We start from the raw sequence: 14,031 nt of genomic DNA on the forward strand, positions 1-14,031 counted from the left end.
AAGCACTCTTGCGCTCGACCCCTGGGCTCTGCAGCGGCTTTCCACAGCCCAGAGCGCCCTGACAAGCGTTTTTGGTAAGATCACCCCTACAGGTCTCCCAGGGTGCCCGGCGCCCACGGCATGCACGACAACCCTACTTCCCTCTCTTCTGATTTCGAAGTCATCTCTCTGTCCAATCCTCAACAGGCCATGTCTTTGGCGGGCACTCAGGAGGCCAACCTGAGGTGGATCAGTCGCTCCAGCGGTGCTTCTGTAACGCTGCGCGGACAAGACCTGTACCTGAAAGGCACTCCCCAACAGCGGCAGCAGGTGCGGCAATGGCTAGAATTGCTGAGGCCGCTTTGGCAAACTGGGCACCCCGTCACTGTGATCGATGCAGAGCAAGCTTTTCGCGCCCTCTCCGGACAAGAGGTTGCCGCCTACCAGCAAGCACAAGCAGGGATTTTGGCCCGCACCCGCAAAGGGGAGCTTATCCGACCGAAAACGCCCCGCCAACAGGAGTACGTGCGAGCCATTCGCACCCACGACCTCTGCTTTGGCATTGGACCGGCGGGCACAGGAAAAACCTATCTGGCTGCCGTTGTGGCCATTGCTGCCCTACAAAACCGGGAGTACGAGCGTTTGATCTTGACTCGCCCGGCTGTGGAGGCGGGAGAAAAACTGGGGTTTTTGCCGGGGGATCTGGTGGAAAAGGTGGATCCCTATCTGCGGCCCCTTTACGATGCCCTGTTCGAGTTTATCGACCCGGCCAAGCTACCGCAGTTGATGGAGCAGGGGGTGATCGAGGTGGCGCCGCTGGCCTACATGCGAGGCCGTACTTTGAGCAATGCCTTCATCATTTTGGACGAAGCCCAGAACACCACCCCCGAGCAGATGAAGATGGCCCTCACGCGGCTGGGGTTCCGGTCGCGTATGGTGGTTACCGGGGATCTCACCCAAACGGATCTGGGCAAACATCGCATGTCCGGCCTGGCAGCGGCAGAGCGTATTCTGACAGGGGTAGAGGGGGTTGCCTTTTGCTACTTCGACCAGCGGGATGTGGTGCGCCACCCTCTGGTGCAGCGGATTGTCGATGCCTACGCCCGCTACGAGGGGCAGTCGTGAAGCTGAGGGTGCTCTTTTTCGACGCTGTGGGCACTTTGTTTCGGGTGCGGGGCAGCGTGGGCCAGGTTTACAGCCAGGTGGCAGCGGAGTATGGGGTAAGGGTGGATCCCCAGGCCTTGGATCGCGCTTTTGGCCAAGTTTTTGCCCAGGCTCCAGCCCCGGCCTGCCCAGGATTGACGGGATCCCCTTTGCGGGAGTGGGAGCGGACCTGGTGGCGCCAGGTGGTGCGGGAGACTTTTGCCCGGGTGGGATCCCTGGCTGCCTTCGGAGAGCACCGGTTTGAAGACTTTTTCGCCCAATTGTTTGAGCACTTTGCCGGGGCGGATCCCTGGGAGCTGTATCCCGAGACGCTGCCGGCTTTGCGGGCCCTGCAGCAGGAAGGGATCCGGTTGGGGGTGATCTCCAACTTCGACAGCCGCTTGCCCAGGGTGCTGCAGCAGTTGCAGTTGGATCCCTACTTTTCCACCCTCACCCTCTCCACCCAAGTGGGCTATGCCAAGCCCGATCCCCGCATCTTCCAAGCTGCCCTGGCAGCCCACGGGATCCCCCCCGCAGCCGCCGGCCACATCGGCGACAGCCACCGCGAAGACTACCAGGGGGCAAAAGCAGCAGGCTTGCGAGCCCTTTGGCTGGATCGAGAGGGGAAGGAGAGCTCCTGCCCAGAGCGGATAGAAGATCTGTGGGGATCCCTGTCCATGCTCAATGGGCCGAAGCAGAATTGAGCAGCAGGGGGGTGAAAAGGCCATCCGGCTTGAGCAGGTAACGCCGCAGGTTCATCCGCCGCTCCAGCAGGCAAGCGTGGCCGCTCTGGGGCGAGATTTCTACCTGCGCCTGGGGCAGCCGTTCCGCCAGCCAGCCCACCTCCTGCACCGAGGGCAACAGGCGATCCCGCCCCCCCGCCACCAGCAAAGTTGGCAGGGTCATCGACTCCAGGGGCAGCTTCTCCACAACAAAGGATCCCAGCAAAGCCAAGCGCTGGGCAGCCACTGTGGGCTCAACACTGTGAACCGCCTGGCGCAGCCGCTCCCGATCCGGCGGCTCCATTTGGCTGAGCTCCGCCAAAACCCCCAACCCCCGCTCCGACAACTGGTGATAGAGCCCCGGTGGCAAAAAAGGCAGGAGAACATGCCCTGCCCACCACCAGGGCCTACGTCGCAGCGACGAGGCTGGATTGACCAAAATGAGGCCGCGGCACCGTTCCGGCCATTGGGCGGCCACCAGCAAGGCCAGGCAGGCCCCAAAGGATTCTCCACACAAGTACGCCCCCGCTTCTAGCTGGGATCCCACCCAATCGGCCAGGGTTTCCCAGCTATCCCCCGCTTCCGGGTGGTTCAAACTCAGGGGGCGAATGCGAAACTCCCGCTGCAGAGCCTGCGCCTGCCGGTAAAACAACGTACCTGTGCCATCCATACCGGGCAAATACAGCAGCAGGGGCCGCTCCTGACCGACCGCTCCCGTTGCCGGGCTGACCAAGCTAGAGGCAGATGCTACCGGCTCGCCACTCAACTTTCTCATCTCTCTGCCAATCCCAATCGCACCTGTTCTCGGGCCGCTGCAGTTAGCTCTTGAATGACCTGCATTCGCTCGCGTCGGGATCCCTGGCGCTGCTTCCTGCCCACCCAAAGGGGGGATCCCACCCTGAGCACCACCCGCCGATACAACACCACCGGATGTCCCCCTTCCTGTTGAAATCGGGGTTCAGTGGGGTCAAACCAGCGGAAAAAAGCCATAGGAATATCTACTCCCCGCCATTCTTCCTGCGCCCACACCGCCACCGGCAGAATCGGCAAGGGATCCACCGCTGCCGCCAGCGCCAGGTGGGCAAAACCTGGCTGAAACCGCCCCACCTCCCCAGGCGAGGTCTCACGGGTGATCTGCTCCGCCCCTTCTGGGAAGATCCCCACACCCACCCCCGCTGCCAAACTGGCCTGCGCCTGGCGAAAAAAATGGATTTGCTGTCGGGATCCCTGCTTGAGGGGAATGCAGTCCAAAGCCAGGGCGATTTCCCGCAGCAGCGGCACCTGAGCCAGGTAGTAATGGCAGGCAAAGCGAATCGGTCGGTCCAACCCCGCGATCAGCACCGGCGCATCCAGAAAACTGCGGTGATTGCTCACCACCACCAGCGGGCCGGCGGGAACGTGCTCCTTGCCCTCCACCCACACTTCCGTCTGGAAAAGGGTGAGCAACAACTGGGCCAGAGTCCTGGGGTCTGGAGGCCAAGAGAGAGCAGAATTGGCTGAGAACGCTGCGAAGGATCCCATCAATAGTCCACCCCGCGCCGCAGATCGGCCCCCTGCTCGGCATAGTGCTTGTGGCTCACCATTTCCGAGTGGACAGAGGCCAGCTCAAAGTAAGGTAAGGGGGCATGGCACCGCCCCGTGATGATGATCTCCGTGTCCCGCGGCTTGCGCAGCAAAGCCTGGACAATCGGCTCCACGTCCAGCAGCTCCAGATCCACCGTCGGGTTCAACTCATCCAAGATGATGGTTTTGTACAGGCCAGAAGCGATGGCCGCCCGTGCCAACTCCCAGCCCCGCTCCGCTTCTACATAGTCGATTTCCTGTTGTTTGCCCCGCCAGACAATGGCGTCCCGACCGCAACGCTGGTGATCCACCAAATCGGGGTAGCTTTCCCGCAGGGCCCGAATGGCTGCATCCTCGGTGTAGCCCGTTCCCCCCTTCAGCCATTGCATGATCAGTACACGATGGGAGAGATCCTTACTGATGCCGCGTCCAATCGCCTGCAGAGCCCGCCCCAGAGCGCTGGTGGATTTTCCCTTGCCGTTGCCGGTGTAGATCTCGATGCCGCTGCAAGGGGGTTGGCCGTTTTGGGGATCCGTCGCCCGCCGGACACTGCGCATTTCCGAGTGCAAATCCGCCAGGTCGATAATTTCCTTGGGAGCGCCGCGCCCGGTGATGATCACCTCCATGGCCTCCGGCTTTTGCTTGAGGGTACTGACCACCTCCTCCACAGGCAACAGGCCCAGATCCAGCACCGGGTTGAGCTCATCCAGCACCACCACCGAGTAAAACCCCGACGCCAAAGCCCCTTTGGCCACATCCCAACCGCGGCGGGCCTCCTGACGGTCAAACTTGGTGATCTCATCTGGGCCGAAAAACTCTCCCCGCCCGGTGCGCAATTGATCGATGAGATGGGGGAAGCCTCGCTGCAGAGCCGCAATGGCCGCATCCTCAGCATAGGTTCGGCCTGGCCCCTTGAGAAACCGCACCAGCAACACCCGGCTGGGGGCCGCCTTTTCGATCCCCAAGCCAATGGAACGCAGCACAACCCCTAGGGCCGCCTGGGACTTGCCTTTGCCCTCGCCGTCGTAGACATGGATCTGGCCCCGTCGCCGATCAAACTGCTGGGCAGTCACAATCCCAATTTCTGCCATGCCCCTCCGCGTCATCCTGCTGTGGGAAAATCCCACTTTTCTACCCCCATCTTAGAGCCTACTTGGAGCCTAGCCAGAACTTGGGCAGGAGGGGGAAACTAAAAAGCTCCCAAGAGGCCGGAAAGACCGGGGTAAGATGAGCAATGGTTGTCCAGCCGATGCCTGTCTAGCGAGGGATCCCCCTTGTATCCGACTGCATTTTCTTCTCGCCCGTTACTCCCTGCTGTGGATAGCCCTATTGAGCTGGTGGGGGGGACGCCGCTGATCCGTCTGCGGCGGGTTGCTGCCGATTTGCCCGAATCGGTACGGGTATACGGCAAGGCAGAGTGGTACAACCCTGGGGGTTCAGTCAAGGATCGCCCGGCCCTCAACATGATTCGCGCTGGCGAACGCCAGGGCAAGCTTACCCCCGGCAAGATCATCCTCGATGCCACCAGCGGTAACACCGGCATCGCCTATGCCTGGATCGGGGCCGCCTTGGGCTACAAGGTCAAGCTGGCTCTTCCCGCCAACGCCAGCCCGGAGCGCAAGAAGATCCTGGCTGCCTATGGCGTGGACTTGGTTCTGACGGATCCCGCTCTGGGATCCGATGGGGCCATCGAGAAAGCCCGCGCCCTCTATGCGGAAAACCCCGAGCTTTATTTCTACCCTGACCAGTACAGCAACCCCGCCAACTGGCAAGCCCACTACGAAACCACTGGGGTGGAGATTTGGGAGCAAACCCAGGGGCAGGTCACCCATTTTGTTACCGGGCTAGGCACCAGCGGCACCTGTATGGGGGTGGGGCGGCGCCTGCGAGAGTATCGCCCGGATATCCAAATCATTGCCATGCAGCCCGACTCTCCCTTCCATGGCCTGGAAGGGCTCAAGCACATGGCCACAGCTCTAAAACCCGAGATTTACGATCCCACCCTGCCTGACCAGCACATTGAGATCTCCACAGAAGCAGCCCAGAAAATGGTCAAGCGCTTGGCGTTGGAAGAAGGCCTGCTGGTGGGCATCTCTGCCGGCGCCAATGTGGTGGCAGCCCTAGAGGTGGCCCGTCAGCTCTCCTCTGGAGTGGTGGTGACCATCTTTTGCGACGGGGCTGACAAATATCTTTCCGAGCGTTTCTGGACAGAGGAGTGACATCCTCCCGGCGCTCGTCCTGTGGACAGGGCGCGGGCCACTCTTCCTGTCAGCGGGACGGAGTCCTTGAAGCCTGCACTCTCTCGCTTTGGCGGCGCGGAGCGCTTTGCGTCAGCATGAGTGTGGGAGTATGTCACGTACCTTTAAGGCTGAGCGCAGAGGGATCCCATGGCGATCATCGTCCTGAAAGCCTGGTATTTGGATTCGGTGTTGTCTGCTTCCCAAGTCCAACAGAGGGCCCCCGACCTGCGCCTAAGCCGTACCGGCCTCTTGAAGACGGCAATGCGGGCCGACTTTCTCGACGATGTGGAGCAGGTGAAGGCTTCCGTATGGTGGCAGCGCTACCTGGAAGGAGAGCTGGTGGAGTTTTACATCGAAGGCAGCGGCGCCTACAGCATCTCCAACCTCGATTTGATCAGCCGTGAGATCTACTTTAATAAGCGGGCCACCCTGAACATGACCGAGCCGGTCATCTACTTCTGCGGCCAATCGGATTACCCCGACTCCAGCGCCACTCTGCACCGGGCATTGCAAGCCGTGGTAGAGACCCTCAATCGCAACCACGGGCCGGTTGTGCCCCTACAGCTTCAGGGATCCCTTCCCGCTGAGGCTGAGACCCCGCTCATCGATGCGGCCTTGATTCGCAAGCTCAAGCACGCGCTGCTGGTGGTGGCCGATGTAACCCCTGTGCAGGTGAATGGCCGGGGGCGTCCCCTACCCAGCCCTCAGGTCTGTCTGGAGTTGGGCTATGCCCTGCAATCGAAGCGCCCCGAACAATTGCTGCTGGTACAACTCCCCCGCGACGGCATCGAGGGATCCTTTCCCTTTGAGGTAGAGGGCAGCAGTTTTTTGAAAATCACCGATCCCCAGCGTCTGGTCGATCACCTGGGAGCCGAGATCGCCCGGCAGTTGCAGCGCAACCGGGTTATCTCCCTCTAGCCAGCAGCACCTATCCAACCTCCCCTCGCAGCCGCTAGACTCTTGGAGATGGTCACTCCTGGCCATGGGGGATCTGGCTCCCCGAAACCCAAACAGCCTCCATCGTCGCTACCTTTTCTCCCCTTGTGAACCATGACCCTGGCTAATGCAAATCCTTTGATTTCCCTGGATCGCTCTGCATCAGGTTGGCAGAGAGGTCTGAACAGCATAATGTTCCTGCTGCTGTTGGGGGTTCCCCTATCTTGGGTGGGGCACTTCCGGGGCTGGGATCCCAACCTGGTCTTCCTCTGTGCGGCTTTGGCGGTGGTGGCCTTGGCAAAGTTTATGGGTCAGGCCACGGAAGAGATTGCAGCCTTGACAGGGCCGACAGTCGGGGGGCTGATCAACGCCACCTTTGGCAATGCGGCGGAGTTAATCATCGGCTTGGTGGCACTGCGGGCGGGGCTGGTGGATGTGGTAAAAGCCTCCATCACCGGCGCGATCATCAGTAACCTGCTCCTGGTGGCCGGCTTGGCCATGTTTTTGGGCGGGATCAAGTTTCGAGAGCAGAGCTTTCGACCCGAGGTGGCCCGCATGAATGCCTCGGTGATGAACCTGGCGGTGGTGGCCTTGATCTTGCCCAGCGTGGTCACCTATGCCGATGCCAACTTGGGGGAGATCTCCATCCAAGAGCTATCCACGGCGGTAGCCCTGGTGCTGATCGGGGTTTACGGTCTCACTTTGCTGTTTTCCCTCAAAACCCACAGTTACCTCTACACCCTTCACGAAGCGGAAGCCGCAGAAGATGAGGCGGCCAGTCGCCTGGCCCCCAATCCGGTTTTGCAGGCGGAGGGATCCATTCCCCAAGTGCTGACGGCTCCGCCCGAGGGAGCCGGTTTGGGGTTTTGGGTGCTGGCCCTCTTGGGGTTGACGGTGTTGGTGGCGCTGGAGTCGGAACTGTTGGTGAGCACTCTAGAGGATACGCTGGAACACTTTCACATGACGCCGCTGTTTATGGGGGTGATTTTGTTGCCGATCATCGGCAACGCGGCAGAGCATGCGACGGCGATCACGGTGGCCATGAAAGACAAGATGGATCTCTCCTTCTCGGTGGCGCTGGGCTCGACGATGCAAATTGCCCTGTTTGTGGCACCTCTGCTGGTGCTGGCCGGGGATGTGCTGCATCAGCCCATGAACTTCAACTTCGGCATGGTGGAGTTGGTGGCCATTGCCGTCTCGGTGCTGCTGATCAATTCCGTCAGCAGCGATGGGCGCTCCAACTGGCTGGAAGGGCTACTGCTCTTGGCCACCTATGCCATCCTCGGGATTGCCTTCTTCTTTCTGGAGTGAGGCGTTAAAGTGTTCTGCACCGCTGACGCAAACGGCTCATGCTGCGAAGCTGCGAATGGTGCCCCGCACCGCTGACGGGAACGGTAGGCAGGCCGAAGCCGAGGAAAACGGGATCCCTGTTGTGGCCTCTCCTTTTCGGTGCATCTTTTGCCCTATCCCCCATAGGCGGGCCCGCATGGGGGCAGGAAACTGCCGAAAACAACGGCACCGCCCCCAACCTGCCTTTGCTCAACCGTTTGGATGCCCTAGAAGAGCTGCGGCAAGCGCTTAGCCTCCCCACCTCTTCTATCCAGGCGGAGGCCGTGACGCTGGATGGGCGGCGTTTGTTCGTGTTTACCGCACCGCAGGGGGATCCCGGCAGCCTGCCTCCGGTGTTGCAGCGGGTGCGCTCCATTGAACAAACCCTGCACCAGTTGGCCAGCGCCGGATTCGATCCAGAGGCGCTGCAGGTTGAAGTCACCCTGGACGGCCAGACCAACCAGCCTGTTATCCGGGTGAATGGGCGACATTTGCTAACCATCACCTCCCTCGATGCTCAATTCCAGGGCGCCCAACCCATGGACTGGGCTGAGCAAGTAGCCGGCATTGTCGAGGAAGCGCTGCGCACCTCGCAACGGGAACGGCAGCCTCAATTTTTGCGCCGCCAAGCGGTGATTGCCCTCGGCATCTTGGCTGTGGTAGGGAGCCTGAGCCAGCTCTGCCAGCGAAAACGGCGACGGCTGCAGCAAAAACGCGATGCCCTGCAGACGGAATACCAGGCCATCCAAGCAGAGATTCAGGAGCGCCTAGCGGGGGAAGAGCAGCCGGGCGTGGATCCCGTCTTGGTCGAACAACAGGCCGGACGCAAACGGCAGGAATCCTACTTGGAGCTGCAAATTCGCCTGCTACGCCTGGTGCAAATTAGCCTGTGGGTGGGCGGAGTCGGGGTGAGCTTGGGCCTTTTCCCACAAACGCGACCCCTGCAAACGTTTTTCCTGGTTTCGCTGCGCGGCCCTCTGTTGCGGTTGACAGGGGTGGGCCTGGCCACCTATGGCAGTGTTTGGCTGAGTGGACTGGTACTGGATAACCTCTTTGCTGCCCTGCGCCAAGAGCAAAATGCCCCCACCTATCGCCTCAGCAAACGCCTCAGCACCTTTGCCAGCGTCTGTGACATACTCCCATCACTAACCCTACAGGTACAGCGTGGGCTTCGCGCTTCATCGGGGAGCTACTGCAAGAACCCTCCACGCGCAGACACGGGATGTCCCACCGCGTAGCTGTACCAGATTCCGGCAACGCCGTTTTGTACAGCCATGTTGATTATGGCACAGGATATATACGCCTTTCATCCCGACCCTCCTGCTGTTGCAGAGAGTGCGGGGCTTCCCGGCGGTTTAGCTAACCCAGTTGCGCAACACCGAAGGCAGCTTGATCTCCATTCCCAACAGTGCCATCCGGGTGGTGGAGAACCTCTCCAACGGCTGGTCACGGGTGGATCTGGGGATTGTGATCGCCTATGAAAACGATCTGGAACAGGCAATACGCATCACCGAGCAGGTGGCTCTGCAGATGTACCGGGAGCCAGCTTGGCGGGAAAAAATCCTCGAGCCCCCCGAAATGCACGGTGTCGATGATCTGGGGGAGCGGGGGATCACGTTGCGCATTTGGATCAAGGTGCAGCCCCTGCAGCAGTGGAGGGTGGCGCGGGAATACCGCCGTCGCCTCAAGCACGCCTTCGATCAAGCAGGGATCCAGATTCCTTTCCCGCAGCAGACCCTCTGGTTCCACAGCCCCTTGGAGATGCGCATCCAGGGTCTCAGCCCAGAGGAGACCCACCGCCTGCTGCACCTAATGGAATCGCGGCTCGAGGCTCGCCTGCGGGAAAGGGATCCCGTTGCAAACGACTTGACAAATTGACAAAATAGGCGGCTGCCGAAAGCTTCTACCCTTAGCCGCTCAGCCGGCTAGCAGTTTCAACAGGGCGGTCGCGCCAGCAGGCCGCAAGTCTAGTGACTACTCATCGCCGATGATTTCCGGCTCAGTCAGTTCATCCGACATTTCGATGACAGCGCGGCGGATTGGCTTCATCCAGCCATCTTCTATATCATCCGGATCCTCGTAGCGGCGGCGCTTGGCGCGGTTGGCCACCTGTACCGTGATGCGATAGCGATTTTTGGAAGCGTTGATCAGAGCCTCTACCCGACGCATCAGCTCGTCATTGTCAATAGCCAGTTGATTCTTGCGGGAAGCCATAATCGCAGTCTTAAATCTTGATATCTTGTTGCCACCAGGATCCCAACGAGACTCCGTCCCGCTAACGCGAAAGGACTCCGTCCCGCTACCGCGATCCTAGCAGAGAACCTTCCAGTTCTTGCATTCCTGTAGCGTTGCATGGCAATAGGGTGGGACTTTTGCCAAGAACTCATTTGTCAAGATTTGTCAAGAACTCATTTGTAGAGCAGCTTGCTCTGCTCTTGTACAACTCACAGGGGCTGCTAATCCAGCAAAAACTGTACCCACTTCGGCGGGGGTGGCAGCGGGCAACGAAAGTGCTCCATCACCAGGGCGGCCACCAAATGCACCGTGAATACGTAGATGAGGGAATTGAAGGCAATAAATCCCACCACCACCACCTGAACCATCCAGGGTTCTGCCACCCAGTAGACGCCCCATCGGCTGAGGGACACATCCAGGAGCCAGTTGGTTAGGCCGGTAAGTTGAATGGTTACGTAGATCCAGAGGTTTTCCCCCACCAGTAGGGAGGAAAGCACCAACTGAAAGATCAAGCCCAGGGCGCTGAGCACAGCCCCGCTCACCACCGAGACGTACCAGGAAAGACGCTGCTGCCACAGGCGGGCACACCAATAGCCCAGCAGACCATAGGGAATGACATAGAGAATGCTGCGCGTGGGCCCTATCAGCACCGTCAGCAACAGGCCGGAGACTGCCAGGGCCATTGCCCCTGTGCGGGGATCCCAGCGCATCACCGCCAGCGCCACCGGAATGGGGAAAAACAGGCGCATGAAAGGAGCTAGCGGCGTGTAGCTCAGGATCCAGATCAAGGCTGCCGTACTGGCCAAAAAAGCCGTTTCCACCACCCTCAAAGCCGGAGAACGGGGAGGTGGGGGGGGTAAGGGAGGAAAGTCATCCTGCACAGAAGGCTGAGGCGGCGGGGGCACATCCAGAAAAGCACAACTTTTCCCAGCTTAGCTTGTCGGGGTGTGGGGGTAGCTAAGCCCCGCACTGTACTCGTAGAGTCAGTGTCGAGATACAGATACCCCCACATGGTGTATGGTGGGAGTACTTGCACAAAACGGCTTTTGCCGGAATCTGGTGCAACTACGCGGTAGGGCATTCCGTGTCTGCTCGTGGAGGGTTCTTGCGTAGGCTCCCCGTTCGCGTCAGCGGTGCGTAGCACTTTGAAGCGAGAAGCCCACGCTGTACCCGTAGGGTCAGCGATGGGAGTATGTCACGCCACCGGTTGCCGGGTTGGGCGAATTGTTGCCCAGAGGTGTGGATCTGGACTGCAAATCGGCTACAGGATAGGCCCTGTTGTCGATTGGGGCTGCCTCAGCGGATCCCTTTTGGATTTCAGGACATTCGGCAACATTTCCCAAGGCCAACCGTGAACCGACCCCCATCGGCCAGTCTCTCCTGACCCTACCCATCAACTTGTCTTGAAACGACTAGGGCGTTCTGATAAAGTCGAGGCGGGATTTGCCCTGAGAGAGCGGGATCCCTTCTGGACAAGTCTAGGGTCAATGCTATGGCAGTGCGGGTGGGCATCAACGGTTTTGGCCGCATTGGACGGCTGGTGTTGCGGGCTGCTTGGGGCTGGAAAGATCTGGAATTCGCCCACATCAACGAGATCAAAGGGGGAGCGGCGACGGCAGCCCACCTGTTGAAGTTTGACTCGGTGCAGGGCCGCTGGGCTATCGACATTGAGGGATCCGATAACCGGCTGCGCATCCAAGAGAAAACCCTCACCTTCAGCGAACACAAATCCCCCGGTGAAGTGCCCTGGGCAGAGTTGGGGATCGAGCTAGTGCTGGAATGCTCGGGCAAATTTGTCAAGGCAGCGGAGCTGGATGCCTACTTCAAAGCGGGGGTGCGCAAGGTGATTGTGGCTGCCCCTGTCAAGGACGAAGAGGCCCTCAACATTGTTATGGGCGTCAACGATCACCTGTACGACCCGGCCCGGCACCATTTGCTCACGGCGGCTTCCTGCACCACCAACTGCCTGGCTCCTTTGGTGAAGGTCATCCACGAGGGAATCGGCATTGTTCACGGGGTGATCACCACCATCCATGACGTCACCAATACCCAAACCATGGTGGATGCCCCCCACAAAGACCTGCGGCGGGCCCGCTCCGCTCTGCTGTCTTTGGTGCCCACCACCACCGGCTCTGCTACGGCCATTGGGCTGATTTACCCCGAACTCAACGGCAAGTTGAACGGCATTGCGGTGCGTGTTCCTCTCTTGAACGCTTCCCTAACCGATGCCGTGTTTGAGGTCAGGCGGCCCACCACTGTGGAGGAGGTTAATCACCTTTTAAAAACGGCAGCCGAGGGCCCACTCAAAGGCATCCTTGGCTATGAGGAGCTGCCCTTGGTCTCGGTGGATTTCAAAGGGGATCCCCGTTCCAGCATTGTGGATGCGCCCTCGACGATGGTGGTGGATGGCGCCCAGGTGAAGATCCTGGCCTGGTACGACAACGAATGGGGCTACGCCAACCGCATGGCGGAACTGGCCCGCAAAGTGGCCCGCAGTCTATAGAAACATCTCCCTTGGAGACCTGCCCATGACTTCTGTTTCGACGGCTCAAGCCTCTGCGGTTCGCAACTACGCCCTGGTTACAGCGGCCTATTGGGGGTTCACCATCACCGATGGCGCCATCCGCATGTTGGTGCTGCTGCACTTCCACAAGTTGGGCTTTACCCCGATCCAAATTGCCATGCTGTTTCTCTTCTACGAGATCTTCGGGGTTATTACCAACTTCCTGGGCGGCTGGATTGGATCCCTGTTTGGCCTGCGGCTGACCCTGTATGGGGGCATTGCCATCCAGATCTTCGGTTTGGTGATGCTGGGCGTGTTGAACATGCAGTGGCCGGTCTGGGGCCAGGTGGCCTACGTGATGACGGCCCAAGCTCTGGCCGGGATCGCCAAAGACCTCACCAAGATGAGCTCCAAAAGCGCCATCCGCCTGGTGGTGCCCAAAGAAGCGGAATCCCGCCTGTTTCGTTGGGTGGCTATGCTCACCGGATCCAAAAACGCCCTCAAGGGGGTGGGGTTCTTTGTGGGAGCGGCCCTGCTGCAGATCTTCACCGAAATCTACGGGGATCCCATGGGCTTCCGCATGGCCAACTTTGTCCAGGCGGGGGCGTTGGCTTTGATCTTCTGTTCGGGGGCACTGCTGCCTGCAGACATGGGCAAAATCAAGGCCAAGATCCCCTTCAAGCGGCTGTTTTCCAAGAGCAGAGAGATCAACATCCTCTCGGCAGCTCGCTTTTTCCTGTTTGGGTCGCGGGATGTGTGGTTTGTGGTGGCCCTGCCGGTGTTTCTCTACGACGAACTGGGCTGGACTTTTATGCAGGTGGGCAGTTACATGGCCATCTGGGTGATTGGCTATGGGTTCATTCAGTTTGTAGCACCGCAACTGCTGAGCGGGGGTCGCCCTGGCCGTGCTCCCAAGGCCCGCACCATCCAGATTTGGACCTTCGTGCTGACGGCGGTGCCGGCGATCATTGCCACAGCCTTCATGGCCGGGCTGGCACCGGAGCTGGTGATCACCGGCGGCTTGATCCTGTTCGGGATCGTCTTTGCCTTCAATTCGGCAGTGCATTCCTACCTGGTGCTGGCCTACACGGAAGACGACGACGTAGCCCTCAATGTGGGCTTTTATTACATGGCTAATTCCGGCGGGCGGCTGTTGGGGACGGTAACTTCTGGGATCCTCTTCCAGTTCTACGGATTGGAGGGCTGTCTTTGGTTTTCCACCCTCTTGATCTTGGCGGCGGGGCTGTTCTCGTTGAAATTGCCGGATCCCAGCAAAACCCCGGTGGAGTGGGTGGTTAAGCCAGGGGATTGAGGATGGAGGGCTACCAGCGGAGATCGATGCATCCATTCAACCCATCCACAAATGGGTGGAGGGGAAAGA

The 14,031-nt window shown here is 59.9% G+C and carries 14 protein-coding genes; 9 read left to right on the plus strand and 5 right to left on the minus strand.

The window, feature by feature from the left end; genetic code table 11:
- Positions 1-120 precede the first annotated feature (120 nt).
- Entirely contained in the window at positions 121-1,104 is a 984-nt protein-coding gene (locus tag ACVWXF_RS03035) for a PhoH family protein (RefSeq protein WP_011433889.1), read from the plus strand.
- Positions 1,101-1,826, plus strand: coding sequence for an HAD-IA family hydrolase (locus ACVWXF_RS03040; RefSeq protein WP_457443925.1), 726 nt, complete (start codon positions 1,101-1,103; stop codon positions 1,824-1,826). Before ACVWXF_RS03035 ends, ACVWXF_RS03040 begins: the two co-directional genes overlap by 4 nt.
- Here the strand turns inward: ACVWXF_RS03040 and ACVWXF_RS03045 are convergent.
- The 3 genes from ACVWXF_RS03045 to ACVWXF_RS03055 are packed head-to-tail and all read right to left on the minus strand — an operon-like array spanning position 1,804 to position 4,513.
- Positions 1,804-2,619: an alpha/beta fold hydrolase gene (locus ACVWXF_RS03045; protein WP_457443927.1), complete on the minus strand. Its 816-nt coding sequence runs from the start codon at positions 2,617-2,619 to the stop codon at positions 1,804-1,806. The genes ACVWXF_RS03040 and ACVWXF_RS03045 overlap by 23 nt on opposite strands.
- Complete coding sequence (locus ACVWXF_RS03050; RefSeq protein WP_414413352.1) at positions 2,616-3,365, minus strand: lysophospholipid acyltransferase family protein; 750 nt, start codon at positions 3,363-3,365, stop codon at positions 2,616-2,618. Before ACVWXF_RS03050 ends, ACVWXF_RS03045 begins: the two co-directional genes overlap by 4 nt.
- Positions 3,365-4,513 carry a cob(I)yrinic acid a,c-diamide adenosyltransferase gene (locus tag ACVWXF_RS03055; RefSeq protein WP_041436711.1) on the minus strand — a complete coding sequence of 383 codons (1,149 nt, stop codon included), beginning with the start codon at positions 4,511-4,513 and terminating at the stop codon, positions 3,365-3,367. The genes ACVWXF_RS03050 and ACVWXF_RS03055 overlap by 1 nt, the downstream gene beginning before the upstream one ends.
- Positions 4,514-4,723: 210 nt before the next feature.
- Between ACVWXF_RS03055 and ACVWXF_RS03060 the strand changes: the two genes are divergently transcribed.
- The 5 genes from ACVWXF_RS03060 (at position 4,724) to ACVWXF_RS03080 (ending at position 9,790) form a co-directional block, all read left to right on the plus strand.
- Positions 4,724-5,626, plus strand: coding sequence for a PLP-dependent cysteine synthase family protein (locus ACVWXF_RS03060; RefSeq protein WP_011433884.1), 903 nt, complete (start codon positions 4,724-4,726; stop codon positions 5,624-5,626).
- A gap of 168 nt (positions 5,627-5,794) precedes the next feature.
- Positions 5,795-6,565, plus strand: a complete 771-nt coding sequence (locus tag ACVWXF_RS03065; protein ID WP_457473593.1) for a hypothetical protein — start codon at positions 5,795-5,797, stop codon at positions 6,563-6,565.
- Between the two features lie 210 nt (positions 6,566-6,775).
- Positions 6,776-7,894, plus strand: a complete 1,119-nt coding sequence (gene cax / locus ACVWXF_RS03070) for a calcium/proton exchanger (protein WP_414351337.1) — start codon at positions 6,776-6,778, stop codon at positions 7,892-7,894.
- Positions 7,895-7,932: 38 nt separating this feature from the next.
- A complete protein-coding gene (locus ACVWXF_RS03075; protein ID WP_457473594.1) occupies positions 7,933-9,150 on the plus strand; it encodes a hypothetical protein in 1,218 nt (405 codons plus the stop codon).
- Positions 9,151-9,280: 130 nt separating this feature from the next.
- Positions 9,281-9,790, plus strand: a complete 510-nt coding sequence (locus ACVWXF_RS03080; protein WP_457440702.1) for a mechanosensitive ion channel family protein — start codon at positions 9,281-9,283, stop codon at positions 9,788-9,790.
- A 96-nt stretch (positions 9,791-9,886) separates the two neighbouring features.
- On the opposite strand, the gene ACVWXF_RS03085 is transcribed toward ACVWXF_RS03080, so the two are convergent.
- Positions 9,887-10,126 carry a DNA-directed RNA polymerase subunit omega gene (locus ACVWXF_RS03085; protein ID WP_011433877.1) on the minus strand — a complete coding sequence of 80 codons (240 nt, stop codon included), beginning with the start codon at positions 10,124-10,126 and terminating at the stop codon, positions 9,887-9,889.
- 242 nt (positions 10,127-10,368) lie between these two features.
- Complete coding sequence (locus ACVWXF_RS03090) at positions 10,369-11,052, minus strand: DUF2232 domain-containing protein (RefSeq protein WP_414409010.1); 684 nt, start codon at positions 11,050-11,052, stop codon at positions 10,369-10,371.
- 587 nt (positions 11,053-11,639) lie between these two features.
- On the opposite strand from ACVWXF_RS03090, the gene ACVWXF_RS03095 reads away from it, so the two are divergent.
- Together ACVWXF_RS03095 and arsJ are read left to right on the plus strand one after the other, a co-directional pair.
- Positions 11,640-12,650, plus strand: coding sequence for an ArsJ-associated glyceraldehyde-3-phosphate dehydrogenase (locus tag ACVWXF_RS03095; RefSeq protein ID WP_457473595.1), 1,011 nt, complete (start codon positions 11,640-11,642; stop codon positions 12,648-12,650).
- A 25-nt stretch (positions 12,651-12,675) separates the two neighbouring features.
- Positions 12,676-13,962, plus strand: a complete 1,287-nt coding sequence (gene arsJ, locus ACVWXF_RS03100) for an organoarsenical effux MFS transporter ArsJ (RefSeq protein ID WP_457384258.1) — start codon at positions 12,676-12,678, stop codon at positions 13,960-13,962.
- The last annotated feature ends 69 nt before the right edge of the window (positions 13,963-14,031 follow it).

It is taken from the genome of Thermostichus sp. MS-CIW-40, assembly GCF_054058315.1.

Excerpts from the sequence above, each read along its gene's own strand:
- ACVWXF_RS03050 (WP_414413352.1), bottom strand. The coding sequence starts at position 3,365 with ATGGGATCCTTCGCAGCGTTCTCAGCCAATTCTGCTCTCTCTTGGCCT.
- ACVWXF_RS03095 (WP_457473595.1), top strand. The coding sequence starts at position 11,640 with ATGGCAGTGCGGGTGGGCATCAACGGTTTTGGCCGCATTGGACGGCTG.
- ACVWXF_RS03055 (WP_041436711.1), bottom strand. The coding sequence starts at position 4,513 with ATGACGCGGAGGGGCATGGCAGAAATTGGGATTGTGACTGCCCAGCAG.
- arsJ (WP_457384258.1), top strand. The coding sequence starts at position 12,676 with ATGACTTCTGTTTCGACGGCTCAAGCCTCTGCGGTTCGCAACTACGCC.
- ACVWXF_RS03035 (WP_011433889.1), top strand. The coding sequence starts at position 121 with ATGCACGACAACCCTACTTCCCTCTCTTCTGATTTCGAAGTCATCTCT.
- ACVWXF_RS03075 (WP_457473594.1), top strand. The coding sequence starts at position 7,933 with ATGCTGCGAAGCTGCGAATGGTGCCCCGCACCGCTGACGGGAACGGTA.
- ACVWXF_RS03085 (WP_011433877.1), bottom strand. The coding sequence starts at position 10,126 with ATGGCTTCCCGCAAGAATCAACTGGCTATTGACAATGACGAGCTGATG.
- ACVWXF_RS03045 (WP_457443927.1), bottom strand. The coding sequence starts at position 2,619 with ATGAGAAAGTTGAGTGGCGAGCCGGTAGCATCTGCCTCTAGCTTGGTC.
- ACVWXF_RS03065 (WP_457473593.1), top strand. The coding sequence starts at position 5,795 with ATGGCGATCATCGTCCTGAAAGCCTGGTATTTGGATTCGGTGTTGTCT.
- cax (WP_414351337.1), top strand. The coding sequence starts at position 6,776 with ATGTTCCTGCTGCTGTTGGGGGTTCCCCTATCTTGGGTGGGGCACTTC.